The sequence below is a fragment of the Roseovarius sp. MBR-154 genome (genome assembly GCF_053628595.1).
The window spans coordinates 132,203-149,967 of the sequence record NZ_JBRJGR010000003.1; the positions used below are offsets into that span (position 1 = coordinate 132,203).

Genomic DNA, 17,765 nt, shown 5'->3' on the forward strand with positions numbered 1-17,765 from the left:
TGCGGCTTTGGGGGTTTATGCTGCAGTGCAGCGACATATCTTGATGCCATGGAAAATGGAGATCACACCATGGCTTATCCGATCAAGACACCCGCAACCCCCGTGCCTGCCCAACCCGATTGGGTCGAGGTCTATTACACCCCCGAGGCGCCGGCGAACCGGCCCGAGGCGCCGACCCTGAGCGTGCTGGAGCAGATGTACGCCTATTACGACGCGTGACATGAGGCTCACGCAGATGTGCCCCCTGCCGCATGCGGCGGGGGGTTTTCTTTTGTCCGGGCGTTTGGGAGGATCGCGCCCAAAGAAGGAGACACCGATATGCCGCTCTTGCCGAGCCTGCCCGACCCTGCGCATCTGATGGACCTCTACGCGCGTTTTCCCGAGAATGTGCGCCCCTTGATGGAGTATACCGATGGGCTGTTGCGCGGCGAGGGGGAGCTGAGCGTGGGTGAGCGGGAACTGATTGCCACCTATGTCTCGGCGCTCAATGCCTGCACGTTCTGCGCCGGCGCGCATCGCGCCTATGCGGAGGTGTTCGGGATCGACGGCGCTTTGATAGATGCGCTGATCGAGGATGTGGAGAGCGCCCCGGTGGACGAGAAGCTGCGCCCGGTGCTGGCCTATGTGGCCAAGCTCAACGCCCTGCCGAGCAAACTGGTGGAGCGGGATGCCAGGGCCGTCTATGACGCGGGCTGGTCCGAGGCCGCGCTTTACGAGGCGGTGCAGGTCTGTGCGCTCTTCAACATGATGAACCGGATCATCGAGGGCACGGGGGTGAATTTCGATTATGCCGACGCGCCCGAGGGGCACCCGGCGGCGGGGTCCTCGCCGGAGGCGCAGGCGCGGAGCTATGGCGAGTTCGGGGACAAGATAGACGCGCTGGCCAAGAGGTAGGATGTGCTTGTCGTCGTCGGGCTGATCGTTGCCTTTATCCTCGTGCTGATCTTTTCAAACCGCGCGACGCGGCAGTGCCGGTGGCGCGAATACCGGGTGAGCGGCTGTGATCTGCGGCGGCGCTGGCATTGCGTGGCCTGTGGCGCTGAGGTCTTTACATCCGACGGGACCGCGCCGAAGGTCTGTCACGACCCCCGCCGCAAGAGGACGTGACGCGATGACCCGAAGCCCCGCCGATGCCGCCGCCCGCCGCGCCGTGGCCCCCGTGATCTGCTATCCCAACGACACGTTGCCGGTGCCCGATCTGGCGCTTTATACGGCGGTGCGCGAGGGGGCGGAGAAGGTGGCCGAGGTGGTGGTGCCGCCGCGCGAGGCGGCCTGCTTTCGCGTGGGCGCGGGTGAGTTTTTCAGGATCAGCAGCATCGAGGGGCCGCAGGTCGGCGACCTCAACCTGTGGAACGCGCATGACCTGTCGGAGCGGTTCTATTCCGGCAAGACGCGGGCGCTGCATGGCACCCATGTGACGCGCGGCGAGCGTCTGTGGTCGTCGTTTCCACATCTGCGCCCGATGGCGACGATCGTCGCGGATACGCTGGAATGGTACGGGATCGACGCGTTCGGCGGCTCGGTGCATGACGTGATCGGCACGCGCTGCGATCCCTATACCGGGAACCTGCTCTCGGGGCTGCAGTATCACCATTGCTGCCATTCCAACCTGACGCGCGCGGTGGCGGATGAGTTGGGGGTGTCGCTGCCCGAGGCGGAGGGGCATGTGCATGATGTGCTCAACGTCTTCATGTGCACCGGGTTTACCCGCGACACCGGGCAGTATTTCATGAAGGCGAGCCCGGTGCGGCCCGGGGATTTCCTGGAGTTCCTTGCCGAGATCGACCTGCTGGGGGCGTTGAGCGCCTGCCCGGGTGGGGATTGTTCGGCGGAGCATACCAGCGATGCGGCGGTTTGCCATCCGCTGATGGTCGAGGTCTTCCGGCCTGTGGAGGGGGCGCTGTGCGGCTGGCAGAGCCCGGCGCGCAACGGGTATGATCGCAGTCACGGCAGATAGGCGTCCGCTGGGGGGCCTGCCACGCCTTGAGGCGCAGGGCGATCCATCCACAACATATTGCCTTTGTCCCCAACAATTTGCTTTACAGCCCGGCAGAATGCCCGCACCATATCTTGTATGGGCGGAGGGAATGGCCCCCGCCCGTAGAGCAGGCACCTAGCATTGGGGGTGCGTAGCCATCCCCCGCGCTACAGCAAATGAGGCGGCGCCATGGCACTTTCCGAAAGCTTCTTTCAAGAAGACCTCCATCCCATTGATATCGTGGAACATATTGCCGAAGATCACGATTGGGACTTCGACCGTATCGGCGACGATCAGATCGCCATGGCGGTCGAGGGACAATGGCGCACCTATTCGCTGACCCTTGCCTGGTCGCACCATGACGAGACGCTGCGGCTGGTGTGCACCTTCGACATGGAGCCGCCCGAGGACAAGTTGCCCGCGCTCTATGAAATCCTGAATGAAATCAACGATCAGTGCTGGTCCGGCGCGTTCACCTGGTGGGGGTCGGAGAAGCTGATGGTCTATCGCTACGGCCTTGTCATGGCGGGCGCGCAGGCACCCACGCCCGAGCAGATCGACACGCTGCTGAGCGCCGCCGTGCTGAGTGCCGAGCGCTATTACCCGGCGTTTCAACTGGCGATCTGGGGCGATCAGACCCCGCAACAGGCGATGCAAGTCGCCATTGCAGAGGCCTACGGGCGCGCGTAACACTGACCCCCGCGAAAAGGTGCAATCAGACGCGGGGGATCACCATGACCATGGATCACGTGGCCGAAAACGGCCTTGTTCTGCTGGGCTGCGGCAAGATGGGCAGCGCCATGTTGCAGGGCTGGCTGGCGGATGGATTGCCGCCCGCCTCGGTCTGGGTGATCGACCCGAACCCGTCGGACTGGCTGCGCGGCACCGGTGTGTGGATCAACACCGATCTGCCCGCCACGCCCGCCATCGTGCTGGTCGCGGTCAAGCCGCAGATGATGGGCAAGGCGCTGCCGGTGCTGCGCGACCGGGGCAATGGTGCGACGCTCTTTGTGTCGGTCGCAGCGGGCACGCCGATTTCCGCATTTGAAGAGGCGCTTGGGGCAGAGACCCCGATCGTGCGGGCGATGCCCAATACCCCTGCCGCCGTGGGGCGCGGCATCACCGCGATCATCGGCAATGCCCATGCCACGCCTGAGCAACTCGATCTGGCCGATATGCTGTTGCAGGCGGTGGGGCAGGTGGTGCGGCTGGAGGATGAGGGGCAGATGGATGCGGTGACGGGGCTGTCGGGCTCTGGCCCGGCCTATGTGTTTCACATGATCGAGTGCATGGCCAAGGCGGGCGAGGCGCAGGGGCTATCACCGGAGCTTGCCATGCAACTGGCGCAGGCGACCGTGGTGGGCGCCGGGGCGCTGGCCGAGGCGGCGGATGAGACGCCCGCGCAGTTGCGCCAGAACGTCACCAGCCCCAATGGCACCACGCAGGCGGGGCTGGAGGTGCTGATGGACGAGGACACCGGCCTGCCGCCGCTGATGGCGCGCACGGTCACGGCTGCCGCGGATCGTTCGCGGGAGTTGCACAATGGCTGAGATCACGTTCGACGACTTTCTCAAGGTCGATATCCGGGTCGGCCGTGTCACCCGCGCCGAGCCCTACCCCGAGGCGCGCAAGCCCGCGATCAAGCTCTGGGTGGATTTCGGCCCGGAGCTTGGCGAGAAGAAATCGAGCGCGCAGATCACCGCGCATTACACCCCCGAGGCGCTGATCGGGAGGCAGGTGCTGGCGGTGGTCAACTTTCCGCCCCGGCAGATCGGCAAGTTTCTGTCCGAAGTGCTGGTTCTGGGGCTGAGCGATAGCAAGGGCGATATCGTTCTGATACGCCCTGACATGGACGTTCCCATCGGAGAGAGACTGCATTGAAACGGATCCTGATCACCCGGCCCATGCCCGACCGCGTGCTCGACGTCGCACGCGCCCATTTCGAGGTGGAGATGCGCGACGATAACACCCCGCTCAAGCTGGGGCAGATGCGCGGGGCGCTGGCGCTTTATGACGGTATCCTGCCGACGCTTGGCGACATGTTCAGCGCGGATGTATTCACCGAGGCCGAGGGCAGCCGCTGCCGGATTCTGGCGAATTTCGGGGTGGGCTATAACCATATCGACGCGGGCGCCGCGCGGGAGGTGGGGATCGCCGTCACCAACACGCCCGGCGCGGTGACCGATGCGACCGCCGACATCGCGATGACGCTGATCCTGATGAGCGCGCGCCGCGCGGGGGAGGGCGAGCGGCTGGTGCGGGCGGGCAAATGGCCGGGCTGGAACCCGACGCAGATGCTGGGGCTGCATGTTACGGCCAAGACCGTGGGCATCATCGGAATGGGCCGCATCGGGCAGGCCATCGCGCGGCGCTGTCATTTCGGTTTTGGCATGGAGGTGGTCTATTACAACCGCTCGGACAAGCAGGTGGAGTTCGAGGCCCGGCAACTGCCACGGATCGAGGATGTGGCGGCAGAGGCGGATATCGTCGTCATCGCGTTGCCTGGCGGGGCCGAGACCAAGCATATCATCAATGCCGAGGTGCTGGCCGCGATGAAACCGACGGGGCATCTCGTCAATATCGCGCGCGGCGATGTGGTGGATGAGGCGGCCCTGATCGCGGCGCTGCAGGAGGGGCGTATCGCGGGTGCCGGGCTCGATGTCTACGAGCGCGAGCCGGAGGTGCCGGAGGCCCTGAAAGCCATGGAGAACGTGACACTGCTGCCGCATCTGGGGACCGCCGCGCTGGAGGTGCGCGAGGCCATGGGTCTGATGGCGGTGGAGAACCTGCGCGCGTTTTTCGACGGCGAGACCCCGCCCAACCTGGTGAACTGAGAGGCGGGCGGGGGATTTCGGGTATTTTTGCCAAGAAGAAACCCCGCTTGCCCGGTTTTTGCGCCACGTTGCGCTTGACCTTCGGGGAGCCCTGCGGTGATCTGGCCGGAACCTTGAGGAGAGCGACATGGGTCAGCCCGCGATAACGGGATCGGGTGTGTTCACGCCCGCAGAGGTGATCAGCAACGAGGAACTGGTCGAGGCGTTCAACGCCTATGCCGAGCGGTTCAACGCGGCCCATGCCGAGGCCATCGCGGCGGGTGAGGTGGAGGCCAAGGGCCTGTCCTCGCCGGAGTTCATTCTGAACGCGTCGGGCATCGAGCGGCGGCATGTGATGGACAAGCGCGGCGTGCTCGACCCGGAGGTGATGCATCCGCTGTTGCGTCAGCGCCGCGATGACGAGCCGGGGATCATGGCGGAAATGGCGCTCGATGCCTGTGGCAAGGCATTGGCGCAGGCGGGGCGCGCGGGGGCCGAGATCGACCTGATCATCTGCGCCGCCTCGAACCACGAGCGGCCCTATCCGGCGATTGCCATCGAGATACAGGAGTTGCTGGGCGCGGGCGGCTTTGCCTTTGACATGAATGTCGCCTGTTCCTCGGCCACGTTCGGGATTCAGGCGGCGGCGGACATGATCCGTGCGGGCAGTGCGCGGCGCGCCATCGTGGTCAACCCCGAGATCTGCTCGGGTCATCTGGAGTGGCGCGACCGGGATTGTCATTTCATCTTTGGCGATGTCTGCACCGCTGTCGTCATCGAGGCGGCGGAGGAGGCACAGGGCGCGCATTTCCTGATTCATTCGACGCGCTGTGCGACGAAATTCTCGAACAATATCCGCAACAATAACGGCTTTCTGCGGCGCACGCGTCCGGATGGGGTGGCCGACCGGCGCGACATGCAGTTCATGCAGGAGGGGCGAAAGGTGTTCAAGGAGGTGCTGCCGATGGTCTCGGCGCATATTCTGGGGCATCTGGACGAGGCAGGTGTCACGGCGGACGACCTGCGCCGTCTCTGGCTGCATCAGGCCAACAAGACGATGAACGATTTCATCGGCCGCAAGGTGATGGGGCGTGTGCCCGAGGCGGGCGAGCAGCCCAATATCCTGCAGGACTATGCCAATACCTCGTCTGCCGGGTCGATCATCGCGTTTTCGCAGTATTCCGATGATCTGGCGCCGGGGGACAAGGGGCTGATCTGTTCGTTCGGTGCGGGGTACTCGGTGGGCTCGGTTCTGGTGGAACGGGCCGGGTCCGCGTGACGGCCGGACCCCGCAAGCCTGCGGGATAAATTGCAACTGACATGTCCGGGCTTGTCCAGGGCCACCCTGAGCCGGAACGGCGACGTGATCGCCCTGTCACAGCGGTTCGCGCTGCTGATGGCCGGGTATCAGCAGAGCATCGAGGATGGCCGGATCACTGCGAACGAGGCCAAGCGGCTGTTGCGGGAAACCACGCAGTTGCAGCAGGTGCTGATCGGGATGAAGCTGCATCTCGAAGACGAGGTCAGCTGAGCCCGTTCAGCCGAAGAGTGCGGTGGAGGCGTCGTACAGCATCGCCACGACCGAGGCGCGGAACCCCGGCAGCACGAGGGCCGAGAGAAATCCCAGATGCAGCACCATGATCGCGTTGAGCGAGGTGCGGAACGGCTCCTTGCGGGTCTTGTGGCGAAACATCGCCTGTCCGGTCTTGGCCCCGAACGAGCCGCCGACGAGGCACAGCGTCAGCATCGTGCTTTCGGGCACGCGCCAGCGTTTCTGGATCGCGCATTGCTTGTCCCACCAAAAGAGGCCAAGCGTGACGAGGTTGAGCCCGACGATGTAGCTGAGGGCGAGGGCAAGCGGAGACATGGCAATATTTTCAGGTAGTTGAGTGGTTTCAGGTGCCGCGTGACGCGACGGCTCAGAGGCTTTTGCGCGCCGAGAGCGCCGCGCTGATCGTGCCGTCATCGAGATAATCCAACTCACCGCCAATGGGAACACCCTGCGCGAGAGAAGTGAGCGTAACCCTGCCTTCGAGTTGGTCGGCGATGTAATGCGCGGTGGTCTGGCCGTCGACCGTGGCGTTGAGCGCGAGGATCACTTCGGTGATGTCTTCGGCCTCGACCCGGCCGACCAGTTGCGGGATGCGCAGCATCTCGGGCCCGATCTGATCGAGTGCCGAAAGCGTGCCGCCAAGGACGTGGTAGCGCCCCTTGAAAGCCTGTCCGCGTTCCATCGCCCAGAGGTCGGCCACGTCCTCGACCACGCAGATCTGGCCGTTGGCGCGTTTCTCGCTGGCGCAGATGTCGCAGGTCTCGGTGGTGCCGATATTGCCGCAGGTCATACATTCGCGCGCGGTGGCGGCGACGTTCTGCATCAAATCCGCCAGTGGTGTGAGCAGCAGCGCGCGTTTGCGGATCATGTGCAGCACCGCGCGCCGCGCAGACCGGGGGCCAAGCCCCGGCAGGCGCGCCATCATGTCGATCAGGGCGTCGATGTCGCGGGTGCTGTTCAATCGTCAGATCCGTTTCGCGCGCCGATGTCGCCGCATGAGTATTTCCGGGAAGATGAAGCTGTGAGACTCAGAATGGCAGTTTCATGTCCTTGGGCAGGCCCATGCCCTCGGTCAGCTTGCTCATCTCTTCCTGCGCGCGGTCGCTGGCCTTGGATTGCGCGTCCTTGATGGCGGCGAGGATCAGGTCCTCGACCACTTCCTTGTCGTCGGAATTGAAGATCGACGGGTCGATATCGAGCCCCTTGAGTTCGCCCTTGGCGGTGCAGGTCGCCTTGACGAGGCCCGCGCCGCTCTGGCCCTCGACCATGATGTTGTGCATTTCCTCCTGAAGGTCGGCCATTTTCGTTTGCATTTCCTGCGCCGCCTTCATCATCTTGGCCATGTCGCCCATCTGGCCCAAACCCTTGAACATGTTCTGATCTCCTCTGGATCGTGGCCCGCAGCGAGGGCCGGGAAAGATTTCGCCGCCTTTAAGCATATTGGCATGACAAAGGCGACAGGCAAGCGGCGGGATCAGTCCTCCTCGAAGGGATCCCATTCATCCTCGACCTCGGGCAGGGCCTCAACCCCGGCGTCGGTGGCGATATCCCGGGCGGTCTTGATGTCCTTGATCGTGGCCCTGGGGAAGGCCGCGAAGACCGCCGCGACCAGCGGATGCGCGCGGGCCTCGGCTTGCAGCGCGGTGCTCTCGGCCTCGCGCGCCTCGCGGAGGGTGGGGGTGGTGGCGGAATTCACCAGCGTGACGGCCCAGCGGTTGCCCGTCCAGCGTTGCAGCGCGCCACCCAAACGCTGTGCGAGGTCCTGTGGCGCGTCGGGTGTCGGCGTGAATTCGATCCGTCCGGGGCGGTAGGCGGCGAGACGCAAGCAGCCTTCGACCTCGATCAGCAGTTTGGCGTCGCGATTGGCGCGGATCAGGTCGAGCACATGCTCGAAGGTGGGATAATGGGCGAGCGCCGCCTCGGTGTCCTGCGCAAGGGCCGTGGCCTGTCCTGTGCCCCGTGCGCCTGGCCCCGAGGGGCCGGAATGGGTGGGGTGGGGCAGGGACGTGCCTTGGGCCGAGGTGCCTGGCCCTTGCGCCTGCGGCCGCGCGCCGCCTCCGCCGCCCGGCTGTGGCGGCGGGCTGTCCTGCAAGCGGCGCACGAGGTCTTCGGGCGTCGGCAGGTCGGCGACGTGGGTCAGGCGGATGATCGCCATCTCGGCGGCCATCATGGCATTGGGGGCGTCGGCCACCTCGTCGAGCGCCTTGAGCAGCATCTGCCACATGCGCGTGAGGATGCGCATCGGCAGGGCCGAGGCCATGTCCTGCCCGCGGGCGCGCTCATCGGGGCCGATGGTGGGGTCGTTGGCGGCGTCGGGAGTGATCTTGACCACGGAAATCCAGTGGGTGATTTCCGACAGATCGCGCAGCACGGCCAAGGGATCGGCCCCTTCGGCATATTGCGCGCCGAGTTCGGACAAGGCGCCCGCCGCGTCGCCCTTCATGATCATGTCGAAAAGATCGAGCACCCGGCCCCGATCGGCCAGCCCCAGCATGGCGCGGACCTGCTCGGCACTGGTTTCGCCCGCGCCGTGGCTGATCGCCTGGTCCAGAAGCGAGGTCGCGTCGCGCGCCGAGCCTTCGGCGGCGCGGGTGATGAGGGCGAGCGCATCGTCGGTGATCTCTGCGCCTTCCTTGTCCGAGATGCGGCGCAAGAGGGCGATCATCACCTCGGGCTCGATCCGGCGCAGGTCAAAGCGCTGGCAGCGCGACAGGACGGTGACCGGCACCTTGCGGATCTCGGTGGTGGCGAAGATGAATTTCACATGCGCGGGCGGCTCTTCCAGCGTTTTCAGCAGCGCGTTGAACGCGCCTGTCGAGAGCATGTGCACCTCGTCGATGATATAGACCTTGTAGCGCGCCGAGGCGGCCCGGTAATGCACCGAGTCGATGATCTCGCGGATGTTTCCCACGCCGGTATTGGAGGCCGCGTCCATCTCCAGCACGTCGACATGGCGGCCCTCCATGATCGCGCGGCAATGCTCGCACTCTCCGCAGGGATCGGTCGTCGGGCCGCCCTGCCCATCGGGGCCGATGCAGTTCATACCCTTGGCGATGATCCGCGCGGTGGTGGTTTTGCCGGTGCCGCGGATGCCGGTCATGATAAAGGCCTGCGCGATGCGGTCGGCCTGAAAGGCGTTCTTGAGCGTGCGCACCATTGCATCCTGTCCGACCAGATCGGCAAAAGTTTCGGGCCGGTATTTGCGGGCCAGAACCTGATAGCCGGTCTTGGGTGTGTCGGACATGCGCGGGCCTTTCGGATTCGGAGGTCTGGGGCAAGGTAAAGCTGGGCAGGCGGGGCGTCCACCTTGCTTTTTGCGCAGGCCGCGGCAAAGCTGTGGCCGGTAGCCTTGGGAGGGGTGTGATGCGGAGCGGGGGAAGAGGCGTGCGGCGATGGCGGAGTTCGTGATCCACGCGCTGCATGTGGGGGGCGGCACGCTGGCGCTTGCGCCATTGCCGGGCACAAGCGGTGACCGCGCCGCCGACATGGCGCATCTGCGCGACTGGAAACCGGCGCTTGTCCTCTCGCTGACCACCGAGGCGGAGATGGTGGCGCAGGGCGCGGCGGATGTCGGGGCCGAGGTGCAGGACATGGGCACGCGCTGGATCGCCTTTCCGGTGGCGGACATGGGCGTGCCGGAGCGCGACAGCGCCGCCGACTGGCGCGCGGCGAGTTCGGCGGCGCGCGCGGCGCTCAGGGGCGGTGGCCGGGTGCTGGTGCATTGCCGGGCCGGTTGCGGGCGCAGCGGCATGGCGGCGCTGCGGCTGATGGTGGAATGCGGCGAGAGACCGGAGGTGGCCTTGCGGCGGCTGCGCGCGATGCGCCCCTGCGCGGTGGAGACCGAAGCGCAACTGGCCTGGGCGCTGCGCAAGTAAAGGGGGTCAGGATTTCACGCGCGCCATCGCCGGATCGAAGAGCGGTTTGAGCGAGGCGGTGGCAGGCAGTTTTTGCCCGGCGATGTCGATCTGCCAGTTGCCGTTCGCCACCAGCTCGGCGGTGAGCGGTGCCTCGGTTTCGGCAAAGCCGATGCCCACGGCACCGCCCAAGGTGTGCCCGTAGGCGCCGACCTGGATGTGGCCCACCGGCGCGCCGTCGAGCAGGATCGTCTCGTTGCCGTGCAGCAGCGGTTCGGGATCGGTGAGCAGGAGTTGCAGCATCCGCCGCCGGGGCGTGCCCGCCGCCTTGATCGCGGCGAGCGCGTCGCGGCCGATGAAGCCACCGGGCTTGTCAAGCTTGACGGCAAAGCCGAGCCCGGCCTCGATCGGGGTGTCGGTATTGTCGACATCGACCCCGAAATCGCGATAGGCCTTTTCCAGCCGCAAGGATGACAGCGTCTGCATGCCCGCGTCGCGCAGGCCCAGATCCGCGCCCGCCTCGATCAGCAGGTCATAGACCTGCACCGCGTGCAGGCTGGGCACGTGCAGCTCCCAGCCCAACTCTCCCACGAAGGTCACGCGCAGCGCCAGCACCTCGAAGAAGCCGAGGTCGATGGGGCGGGCCGACATGAAGGGAAAGCCCTCGTTGGAGAGGTCCGCGTCGCTGATCCTCTGCATCAACTCGCGCGCCTTGGGGCCATGCACGTTGATCTGCGTCACCCCGGCGGTGATGTCGGTGATGGTGACGAATTCGCCCTCGCCGATATGGCGGCGCATCCAGGTTTCGGTGTGGCCGTGGCTGTTCTCGCCCACCACCACGATGAACCGGTCCTCGGAGAGGCGGGTCACCGTGAGATCCGCCTCGAAGCCGCCCTGCGCATTGGTCCAGGCGGTATAGACCACGCGGCCCGGCGTCACGTCCACCTCGTTGCAGCTGATCCGGTTGAGCAGGGTGACGGCATCGCGGCCCTGCACGAGGAACTTTGCCATCGCCGACATGTCCATCACGATTACGTCCTCGCGCGCCGCACGGTGTTCGGCGGCGTGCCAGTCGAACCAGTTCTGCCGCCCCCAGCTGTAGCGCTCCACCTTGGCCTCTTCGGGCGTCGGCGCGAACCAGTCGGGCAGTTCCCAGCCGTGGCTCTCGCTGAAACAGGCACCTGCGGCCTTGAGCCGTTCGTGCAGCACCGATTGCTTGAGCCCGCGCGCGGTCTGGAAGCTTTCATTGGGGAAATGCGCGCCGAAGCTCTTGGCCAGCAGTTCGGGCGTGCGGGCGCGGCGGAAGGCGGGTGTGTTGTGGCTGCCATCGGCGAAGCGCTGGACGTTAAAGGCGGTGTGATCGACCGGGCAATGCCCCTCGGCGATCCAGTGCGCCAGCGTCCAGCCGATGCCGGGGCCGTAGAGGATGCCCAGCGAATTGAGCCCCGCCGCGACCCAGCAGTTGCGCAGCCCCGGCGCCTCGCCCACCAGCGGGGCAAGGTCGGGGGTAAAGCTCTCTGGCCCGCAAAAGAGCTTGCGCAGCCCGGCATTGGCGGCGGCGGGCACGCGGCGAAAGGCGGTCTCCAGATGCGGTGCGAGGCGGTCCCAGTCCGGTTCGATCTCGCCGAAGGAAAAATGTTCGGGGATCGCCTCGATGTTCCACGGCGCGGCGTCAGGCTCGAACAGCCCCACCAAGAGGCCGCCCACCTCCTCGCGGAAATAGGCCCAACTGTGCGGGTCCTCCAGCAGCGGCAGGTCGCGGTGGCAGCCCTGCATCGGCTCGGTCAGCAGGTAATAGTGTTCTGCGGCCTGAAGTGGCAGGTTGATCCCGGCCCGCGCGCCGATCTGGCGCGACCACATGCCGGCGGCGATCACCACGTGATCGGCGGTGATCTCGCCCTTGTCGGTGCGCACGCCGGTGGCGCGGCCATCGCGCGCCAGGATGTCGGTGACGCTGGTATCCTCGATGATCCGCGCGCCATGATTGCGTGCGCCGCGCGCCAGCGCCATGGTGGTATCCACCGGGTTGGTGCGCCCCTCCTGCGGATACCAGAAGGCGGCGATGGTGTCGGAGAAATCGCCGATGGGGAACCGCTCGGCGGCCTCGGTCGCCGAAATCTCGTGCACCTCGATGCCGAACCGGCTCATGAAGGCCGCGCCGCGCCGCATCTCCTCGAGCCGCTCGGCCGTATCGGCGGGTTGGATATAGCCCACCCGGCGAAAGCCGGTGGCCTGTCCGGTTTCCGTCTCGAGCCCGGCGATCAGGTTGCGGCCATGGGTGTAAAGCTCGCATTCCCACTCGCTGCCCAGCACGGCGGGCACGATCTCGCCCGCCGCGTGCCAGGTGGTGCCCGAGGTCAGCTTGTCGCGCTCCAGCACCACCACGTCCGTGAGGCCGCGCTCGCCCAGGTGATAGGCGATGTTGCAGCCGATCGAGCCGCCGCCGATGATGACCACCTGCGCGTGGCCGGGAAAGGATTGGTTCATGACGAGCCCCTGTTTGGCGATTCTGATTTTTGATCAAATTTTAGAGGGGACGCCGCTCGGGAATCAAGTCATTGATTGAAAGGTCATTCAATCGTGTCGGCTGAAAGCTCCGAAACCATGGAATGAAACGCTGATTGAGGTGTCGCTGAAACGCCGCGCTGGCAGTTGGTGCAGGCGGCGATCACGCAGCCAGCGCCGTTTGCGCATAGACGGATTCGTGAGGGCCGGCGACCTGCGCCGCCGGTCCATTCGCGCCCAGCCTCAGATGAAGCTCACATCGTCGAGGATGGCCGCGGAATTGGTGATGCCGGTGAAGGTCAGCGTGTCGCCGCCCCCGAAATCGAGCAGCAGGAAGCCGTCGGCGTCGCGCGTCGCGAAGGGGATGAGATCCGCCGGATCGGGCGTGCCGCCGCCCAGCAGCGCCGCCTCGATCTCGACCGCGTCCACGTTGCCGAAATCCACCACCCGATCATTGCCCGAGCCTGCGCGGAACACGAAAGTATCCGCCCCGAGCCCGCCGCGCAGCACGTCAGTGCCCGCGCCGCCATTCAGCGTGTCGAAACCGTTGAGCCCCTGCACCAGATCATCGCCGCCCCCGGCCTCCACCAGATCGAAGCCGATGCCGGTATTGATCACGTCATCGCCCCCGTCGATGGTGTCATTGCCAGCCCCGCCGAGGAGAATGTCGTTCCCGGACCCGCCTTCAATGCTGTCCTCGGTGCCCGCGCCGATGACGGTATCATCATCACTCCCGGCAATGATGAGTCCGCCCTCCGGATCGGCGTCGATGAGGTCATCGCCACCGCGTGTGAAAAGCGCGTCCCAGCGGGGTGCGGCCGCCTCGGCCACCTGTTCACCGAGCGTCAGCCCGTCGAGGTTGCCATCCTGGATGTGGATGCCGCCGTAGAGACGGGAGAGGCCCGCCTCTTCCGCAGCGGCTGTGAGGGTGTACCGTTGCAGGACGACGGGCGGGCCGATAGGCGATCCTCCGGTCATGCGGTTCGGAATTCGGGGTGACGTGGCGTCAATGGCCTTGTTCACCCGTGATTGCACAGTCTTTTTCAACCTCAGCTCTGCAGCTTGCGGTGCCGGAACGGCGCGTCACGCATCCTGCGGCACAACCCGGCCTCGCGACACGGCCTACCCTGCCGCCGGCCTGTCAGGGCCCCGCACCATGCACCGCGTGTGGTCACGGCATGATCCTCTCATCCCCCGACCGGGACGAGCTGGAACCGCATGGTTGGCGCAGGGCTGGCACGGTCTGAGTGAACGGTTCAGCCCGGGGGCCGCGCGGCCTGGCTTGTGTTGGTCCAGGTGCGACCGTGCCAGGTGCGCCGCAGCGGGCTACAGCACCCGCCGTCGCAGCAGCAGCCAGAGGAAATAGCCCCCACCGAGAACCGAGGCCACGCTGCCTGCCGGAAGCTGCATCGGATGGAGCGCCATGCGCCCGAGCCAGTCGGAGCCCACCATCAGCACCGCGCCGATGCCACCCGCCATCAGCGCCTGCGCCGTCACGCGGCGCGCGCCCAGCATCACCGCCGCATGCGGTGCCAAGAGCCCGACGAAGGCCACCGGCCCGAGCCATGCCGTGACCAGCGCCGCCAGCGCCGCCGCGAGCGTGAGGCAGAGAGGCCGCGCCAGCCTGAGCGATAGCCCTCGTGCCAGTGCCATGTCGTCCCCCGCCGACAGGAGCGTGAGCCACCGCCGCAGCATCAGCACCAGCCCGAGGCCCAGCAGGGCCGTCAGCGCCAGTTGCCCGGCCTCTGCCCCGGTGACCCGATAGGTCGAGCCACCGAGCCAGCCGATGATCGCGTAGCTGTCCTGGCTGCCGACGGCGAGCGCCACCTTCACCAGCGCGTCGATGAGTGCCGCGAGCGCGATGCCCGTCAGCGCCAGCACCGTGGGCGCATGATCGTGCCGTCGCCCCAGCGCGAGCAGGAGGGCCAGCACCAGCAGGCTGCCGAGGATCGCGGTGCCCGCCCCCACCTCGTGGATCGAGCCACCGCCGAGGAGCGCCGTGCCGACCAGCGCGAAGGTGGCCCCGGCGGTCATGCCCATGATGTCGGGGCTGGCGAGCGGGTTGCGGATCAGCCGTTGCAGGATCACGCCCGAAAGCGCCATGGCGAGCCCCGCCGCCGCCGCGCCCAGCACGCGCGGCCAGCGCAGATCGAAGGTGAGCGGGGTGGGCCATGCCGCTTGCCAGCCCGCCTCGGTGCGACCCAGCGTGAGTGCGGTGAGGGTGATGGCCAGCGCGGCCAGCATGAGGCCCAGCCAGACGGGGTCGGGCACCCGCGCGGGACCCGGCGGCAGGCGGTAGACCGCCTGATCCCCGGCCCCCAGCCGACGCCGCATCAGCCAGATCAACGCCGGGGCCCCCACCAGCGCTGCCACGGCCCCGCTCGGCACCAGGTCGCGCGTGACCTGATTGGCAAGGAGCGCCAGCAGGTCCGTGGCCAGGAGCAGCCCTGCGCCGAGGCCGATGCTCGCCAGCAACTCCGCGCGCGGGTGGCGTGCCCCGGCCAGGCGGGCGAGGTTGGGCGCGACCAGCCCGACAAAGCCGATGAGCCCCACCGCCGCCACCGCGTGCGCCGTGAGCCCCAGCGCCAGCGCGGCGGCAAGCGCGAGGAACGGCAGCAGCGACAGACCCCGCGCCTCGGCCCCCTCGGCGCCGGTGCGCAGGAGCGCGAGGCCCCGCGCCAGCAGCAGCGACAGCGCCAGCAGCGGCAGCAGGCGGGGCGCGAGCCACAGTGCCTTGTCCCAGCCCGACTGCCCCAGATCGCCCGCGCCCCAGATGAAGAGATGCCCGAAATAGGGGATTTGCAGCAGCACGATCGTGGCGGCGATGGCGCCGAACAGCAGGTTCACCGCCATCCCCGCCAGCACCGCGCCCATGCCGGTCAGCCCGCGCAGCCCCGCGATCGCCACCACCAGGCCGAAGGCGATTGTCGCCCCGGCGAAGGCCACCCATTCGCCATGATCCGCCGCCAGCGCGGGAAAGACCAGCGTCGCCACCACCAGCGCGAGCCACGCCCCCGAGGCCGCGCCGAGCGTCAGTGGTGCGGCCAGCGGGTTTTGCGTGACTTGCTGAAAGAGACTGCCCGCAAGGCCAAGCGCCGCCCCGCAGAGCGCCGCCATCACAAGACGCGGCAGCGCGGCATGGGTGAATTGCACATCGGCAAAGGCCTGCGGTTCGGCCCCGAGTGCCAGCGCCACCATGCGCGGCAGGGCCAGATCGCTGCCCGCCGCCAGATGCGCCGCGGCCATGGCCAGCACCGCCGCCGCGATCAGAACGGCGCGGATCATGGGGCGAGGTCGGTGAGCGCGGCATGGATTGCCTGCGCGTGGCGACCAAGCGACAGGATGCCGCCATAGCTCCAGAGCGGCGGTATCTCGGCAAAGCGGTCTTCGGCCACGGCGGGCAGGAAGCGCCAGACCGGGCTGTCGAAGACTGCGGCCCCCGGCCCGTGCGGCCGGATCGTCAGCACCGCGCCGGTCTCGACGCCGGCCAGCACGTCGAGCGGGCGTTGCGCCACGCCCCAGCGGCTCGGCGCTTGCGGCAGGGCATTCTCGAGCCCCAGCCGGTCGAGCGCGGCTTGGGCAAAGGAATTGTCGCCATAGACCCAGACCGTGGCGGCGTCGTTCAGGCGGATGATCGCGGCCTCGCGGATCGGGCTGTCGCTCAGATCGCGGGCGAGCCGGTCGATCTCCTTGTCCATCTCGGCCAGCCGCGCCCGCGCCAGCTCTTGTCGATGCAGCAGCCGGGCGAGCGTCAGGTAGATGCGCCGCGCCGCCGCTATGGTGTCCTGCGCCGCGTCGAACGCGTCGAAGGCCAAAACCGGCGCGATCCGTTCCAGCCGCGCCACGTCCTCCGGGGTGGCGTCGGCGACGAGGATCACGTCCGGCGCAAGCGCCGCGAGCCGTTCGAGATCGGGCGCGTCGCGGCGGCCTATGTCGGTCACCGTGTCGGGGATCGGCGGCGTTGCCACCCATTCGGAATAGAGTGCGATCTCTGGTGCCGCTACCGGCACGATGTCGAGATCGAGCACCTGCTGCGCCAGCGCCCAGTCGAGCACGGCAACACGTTCGGGCCGCTCTGTGAAGCCCTGCGTCCCGCGTCGATCCTCCACGCTGACCGGCCCGGCCTGCGCCAGCCCGGTCCATAGCAAGAGCAACAGCGCGAGCGCCCGCGTCATCGCGCGGCCTCCGGGTCGATGGTGAACAGCGCATCGCCGAAGGCCTCGGCCAGGTAGCCCAGCGAGAAAACGCCGCCGAAGGTCCAGACCGGGCGGGTCTCGGCATAGCGGCCCGCGCGGATGAACGGCATGAATTGCCAGATCGCACGGGCCGCGAGCGCGCCCTGCTCGGCGAAGGGGCCGATCTGCAGGACAATCGCCTGCTCGAACTGTGCCAGATCCTCGATCCGCTTCTGCACGAAGCCCCATTCGGTGGGATCTCCCGGTGCGGGATGCTCCAGGCCCATCCCTTCCAGCGCGGCGAGCGCCATGGAATTCGCGCCATGCAGGCGCAGGCTCTCGGGGGTCAGCAGACGCACGGGCAGGACGGGTGGCACCGCGCCGCCGAAATGATCGCGCACCCGCGCCCCCGCCGCCGCGATGCGCGCGTCGAGCGCCGCGAGCCGCTCATGCGCCAGCGCCTCGCGCCCTGTCAGGCGCGCGAGGTCGAGATAGGCGGCACGGCTCGCTAACGCATTGTCCTGCGCGGCGTCGAAGCCCCGGATCAGCCGCACCGGCGCGACCCGTTCCAGCACCGGCACGAGATCCGCCTGCTGGTCGGAGGCGAGGATGAGGTCGGGGGCAAGCGCCGCCAGCCGCTCCACGTTCGGCTCCTGCCGCAGGCCGAGATCGGGGATGCCCTCGGGCAGTGCCGGGCGCACGGCCCATTGCCGGTAGCCCGCCACATCGGCGACGCCCACGGGCCGGATATCGAGCTCGATCAGCAATTCCGCCAAGGACCAGCTCAGCGCGGCGATGCGTTCGGGCGGGGCATCCTCTGCCCGGGCGGTGCCAAGCGGCAGCATCAGGAAAAGCGCGAGGCTGATTAAAGCGTGTCGCATGATGTCT

General features: G+C 67.3%; 20 protein-coding genes. 11 read left to right on the top strand and 9 right to left on the bottom strand.

Annotation, left to right across the window (positions count from 1 at the left end; genetic code table 11):
- Positions 1 to 69 precede the first annotated feature (69 nt).
- The 10 genes from ACSSV4_RS05640 (at position 70) to ACSSV4_RS05685 (ending at position 6,322) form a co-directional block, all read left to right on the top strand.
- On the top strand, positions 70 to 219 hold the full coding sequence (locus ACSSV4_RS05640; protein WP_454274014.1) for a hypothetical protein: 150 nt from the start codon (positions 70 to 72) through the stop codon (positions 217 to 219).
- Between the two features lie 99 nt (positions 220 to 318).
- The gene (locus tag ACSSV4_RS05645; protein ID WP_454274015.1) at positions 319 to 894 is read left to right on the top strand and encodes a carboxymuconolactone decarboxylase family protein; all 576 of its coding nucleotides are present in this window, start codon (positions 319 to 321) and stop codon (positions 892 to 894) included.
- Positions 895 to 897: 3 nt separating this feature from the next.
- On the top strand, positions 898 to 1,107 hold the full coding sequence (locus ACSSV4_RS05650; protein ID WP_454274016.1) for a hypothetical protein: 210 nt from the start codon (positions 898 to 900) through the stop codon (positions 1,105 to 1,107).
- A gap of 4 nt (positions 1,108 to 1,111) precedes the next feature.
- Entirely contained in the window at positions 1,112 to 1,957 is an 846-nt protein-coding gene (locus ACSSV4_RS05655) for an urea carboxylase-associated family protein (RefSeq protein ID WP_454274017.1), read from the top strand.
- A 210-nt stretch (positions 1,958 to 2,167) separates the two neighbouring features.
- Positions 2,168 to 2,668: a YbjN domain-containing protein gene (locus ACSSV4_RS05660; RefSeq protein ID WP_454274018.1), complete on the top strand. Its 501-nt coding sequence runs from the start codon at positions 2,168 to 2,170 to the stop codon at positions 2,666 to 2,668.
- A gap of 44 nt (positions 2,669 to 2,712) precedes the next feature.
- Positions 2,713 to 3,528 carry a pyrroline-5-carboxylate reductase gene (gene proC, locus ACSSV4_RS05665; protein ID WP_454274019.1) on the top strand — a complete coding sequence of 272 codons (816 nt, stop codon included), beginning with the start codon at positions 2,713 to 2,715 and terminating at the stop codon, positions 3,526 to 3,528.
- Positions 3,521 to 3,859, top strand: a complete 339-nt coding sequence (locus tag ACSSV4_RS05670) for a tRNA-binding protein (RefSeq protein WP_454274020.1) — start codon at positions 3,521 to 3,523, stop codon at positions 3,857 to 3,859. The genes proC and ACSSV4_RS05670 overlap by 8 nt, the downstream gene beginning before the upstream one ends.
- Positions 3,856 to 4,812 (top strand): 2-hydroxyacid dehydrogenase, encoded by a 957-nt coding sequence (locus ACSSV4_RS05675; protein ID WP_454274021.1) that lies wholly within the window; start codon positions 3,856 to 3,858, stop codon positions 4,810 to 4,812. Before ACSSV4_RS05670 ends, ACSSV4_RS05675 begins: the two co-directional genes overlap by 4 nt.
- 127 nt (positions 4,813 to 4,939) lie before the next feature.
- Positions 4,940 to 6,070, top strand: coding sequence for a beta-ketoacyl-ACP synthase III (locus tag ACSSV4_RS05680; RefSeq protein ID WP_454274022.1), 1,131 nt, complete (start codon positions 4,940 to 4,942; stop codon positions 6,068 to 6,070).
- A 51-nt stretch (positions 6,071 to 6,121) separates the two neighbouring features.
- Positions 6,122 to 6,322 (top strand): hypothetical protein, encoded by a 201-nt coding sequence (locus ACSSV4_RS05685; RefSeq protein WP_454274212.1) that lies wholly within the window; start codon positions 6,122 to 6,124, stop codon positions 6,320 to 6,322.
- Positions 6,323 to 6,328: 6 nt separating this feature from the next.
- Here ACSSV4_RS05685 and ACSSV4_RS05690 read toward each other — a convergent pair whose 3' ends face one another.
- From ACSSV4_RS05690 to ACSSV4_RS05705, 4 genes are all read right to left on the bottom strand, one after another.
- The gene (locus tag ACSSV4_RS05690; RefSeq protein ID WP_454274023.1) at positions 6,329 to 6,658 is read right to left on the bottom strand and encodes a DUF1294 domain-containing protein; all 330 of its coding nucleotides are present in this window, start codon (positions 6,656 to 6,658) and stop codon (positions 6,329 to 6,331) included.
- Positions 6,659 to 6,710: 52 nt separating this feature from the next.
- Positions 6,711 to 7,304, bottom strand: coding sequence for a recombination mediator RecR (gene recR / locus ACSSV4_RS05695; RefSeq protein WP_454274024.1), 594 nt, complete (start codon positions 7,302 to 7,304; stop codon positions 6,711 to 6,713).
- Between the two features lie 67 nt (positions 7,305 to 7,371).
- Positions 7,372 to 7,716 carry a YbaB/EbfC family nucleoid-associated protein gene (locus ACSSV4_RS05700; RefSeq protein WP_454274025.1) on the bottom strand — a complete coding sequence of 115 codons (345 nt, stop codon included), beginning with the start codon at positions 7,714 to 7,716 and terminating at the stop codon, positions 7,372 to 7,374.
- 101 nt (positions 7,717 to 7,817) lie between these two features.
- Positions 7,818 to 9,587, bottom strand: coding sequence for a DNA polymerase III subunit gamma/tau (locus tag ACSSV4_RS05705; protein WP_454274026.1), 1,770 nt, complete (start codon positions 9,585 to 9,587; stop codon positions 7,818 to 7,820).
- 148 nt (positions 9,588 to 9,735) lie between these two features.
- Here ACSSV4_RS05705 and ACSSV4_RS05710 point away from each other — a divergent pair, with 148 nt between their 5' ends.
- Positions 9,736 to 10,218 carry a protein-tyrosine phosphatase family protein gene (locus tag ACSSV4_RS05710; RefSeq protein WP_454274027.1) on the top strand — a complete coding sequence of 161 codons (483 nt, stop codon included), beginning with the start codon at positions 9,736 to 9,738 and terminating at the stop codon, positions 10,216 to 10,218.
- Between the two features lie 6 nt (positions 10,219 to 10,224).
- Here the strand turns inward: ACSSV4_RS05710 and ACSSV4_RS05715 are convergent, their stop codons facing one another.
- The 5 genes from ACSSV4_RS05715 to ACSSV4_RS05735 form a co-directional block, all read right to left on the bottom strand.
- Positions 10,225 to 12,684, bottom strand: coding sequence for a GcvT family protein (locus tag ACSSV4_RS05715; protein ID WP_454274028.1), 2,460 nt, complete (start codon positions 12,682 to 12,684; stop codon positions 10,225 to 10,227).
- Between the two features lie 261 nt (positions 12,685 to 12,945).
- Positions 12,946 to 13,680, bottom strand: a complete 735-nt coding sequence (locus ACSSV4_RS05720) for a calcium-binding protein (protein WP_454274029.1) — start codon at positions 13,678 to 13,680, stop codon at positions 12,946 to 12,948.
- 348 nt (positions 13,681 to 14,028) lie between these two features.
- On the bottom strand, positions 14,029 to 15,987 hold the full coding sequence (gene fhuB / locus ACSSV4_RS05725) for a Fe(3+)-hydroxamate ABC transporter permease FhuB (protein ID WP_454274030.1): 1,959 nt from the start codon (positions 15,985 to 15,987) through the stop codon (positions 14,029 to 14,031).
- The gene (locus ACSSV4_RS05730) at positions 15,984 to 16,877 is read right to left on the bottom strand and encodes an ABC transporter substrate-binding protein (protein WP_454274031.1); all 894 of its coding nucleotides are present in this window, start codon (positions 16,875 to 16,877) and stop codon (positions 15,984 to 15,986) included. The genes fhuB and ACSSV4_RS05730 overlap by 4 nt, the downstream gene beginning before the upstream one ends.
- Positions 16,874 to 17,758 (bottom strand): ABC transporter substrate-binding protein, encoded by an 885-nt coding sequence (locus tag ACSSV4_RS05735; RefSeq protein WP_454274032.1) that lies wholly within the window; start codon positions 17,756 to 17,758, stop codon positions 16,874 to 16,876. The genes ACSSV4_RS05730 and ACSSV4_RS05735 overlap by 4 nt, the downstream gene beginning before the upstream one ends.
- Positions 17,759 to 17,765: the final 7 nt, after the last annotated feature.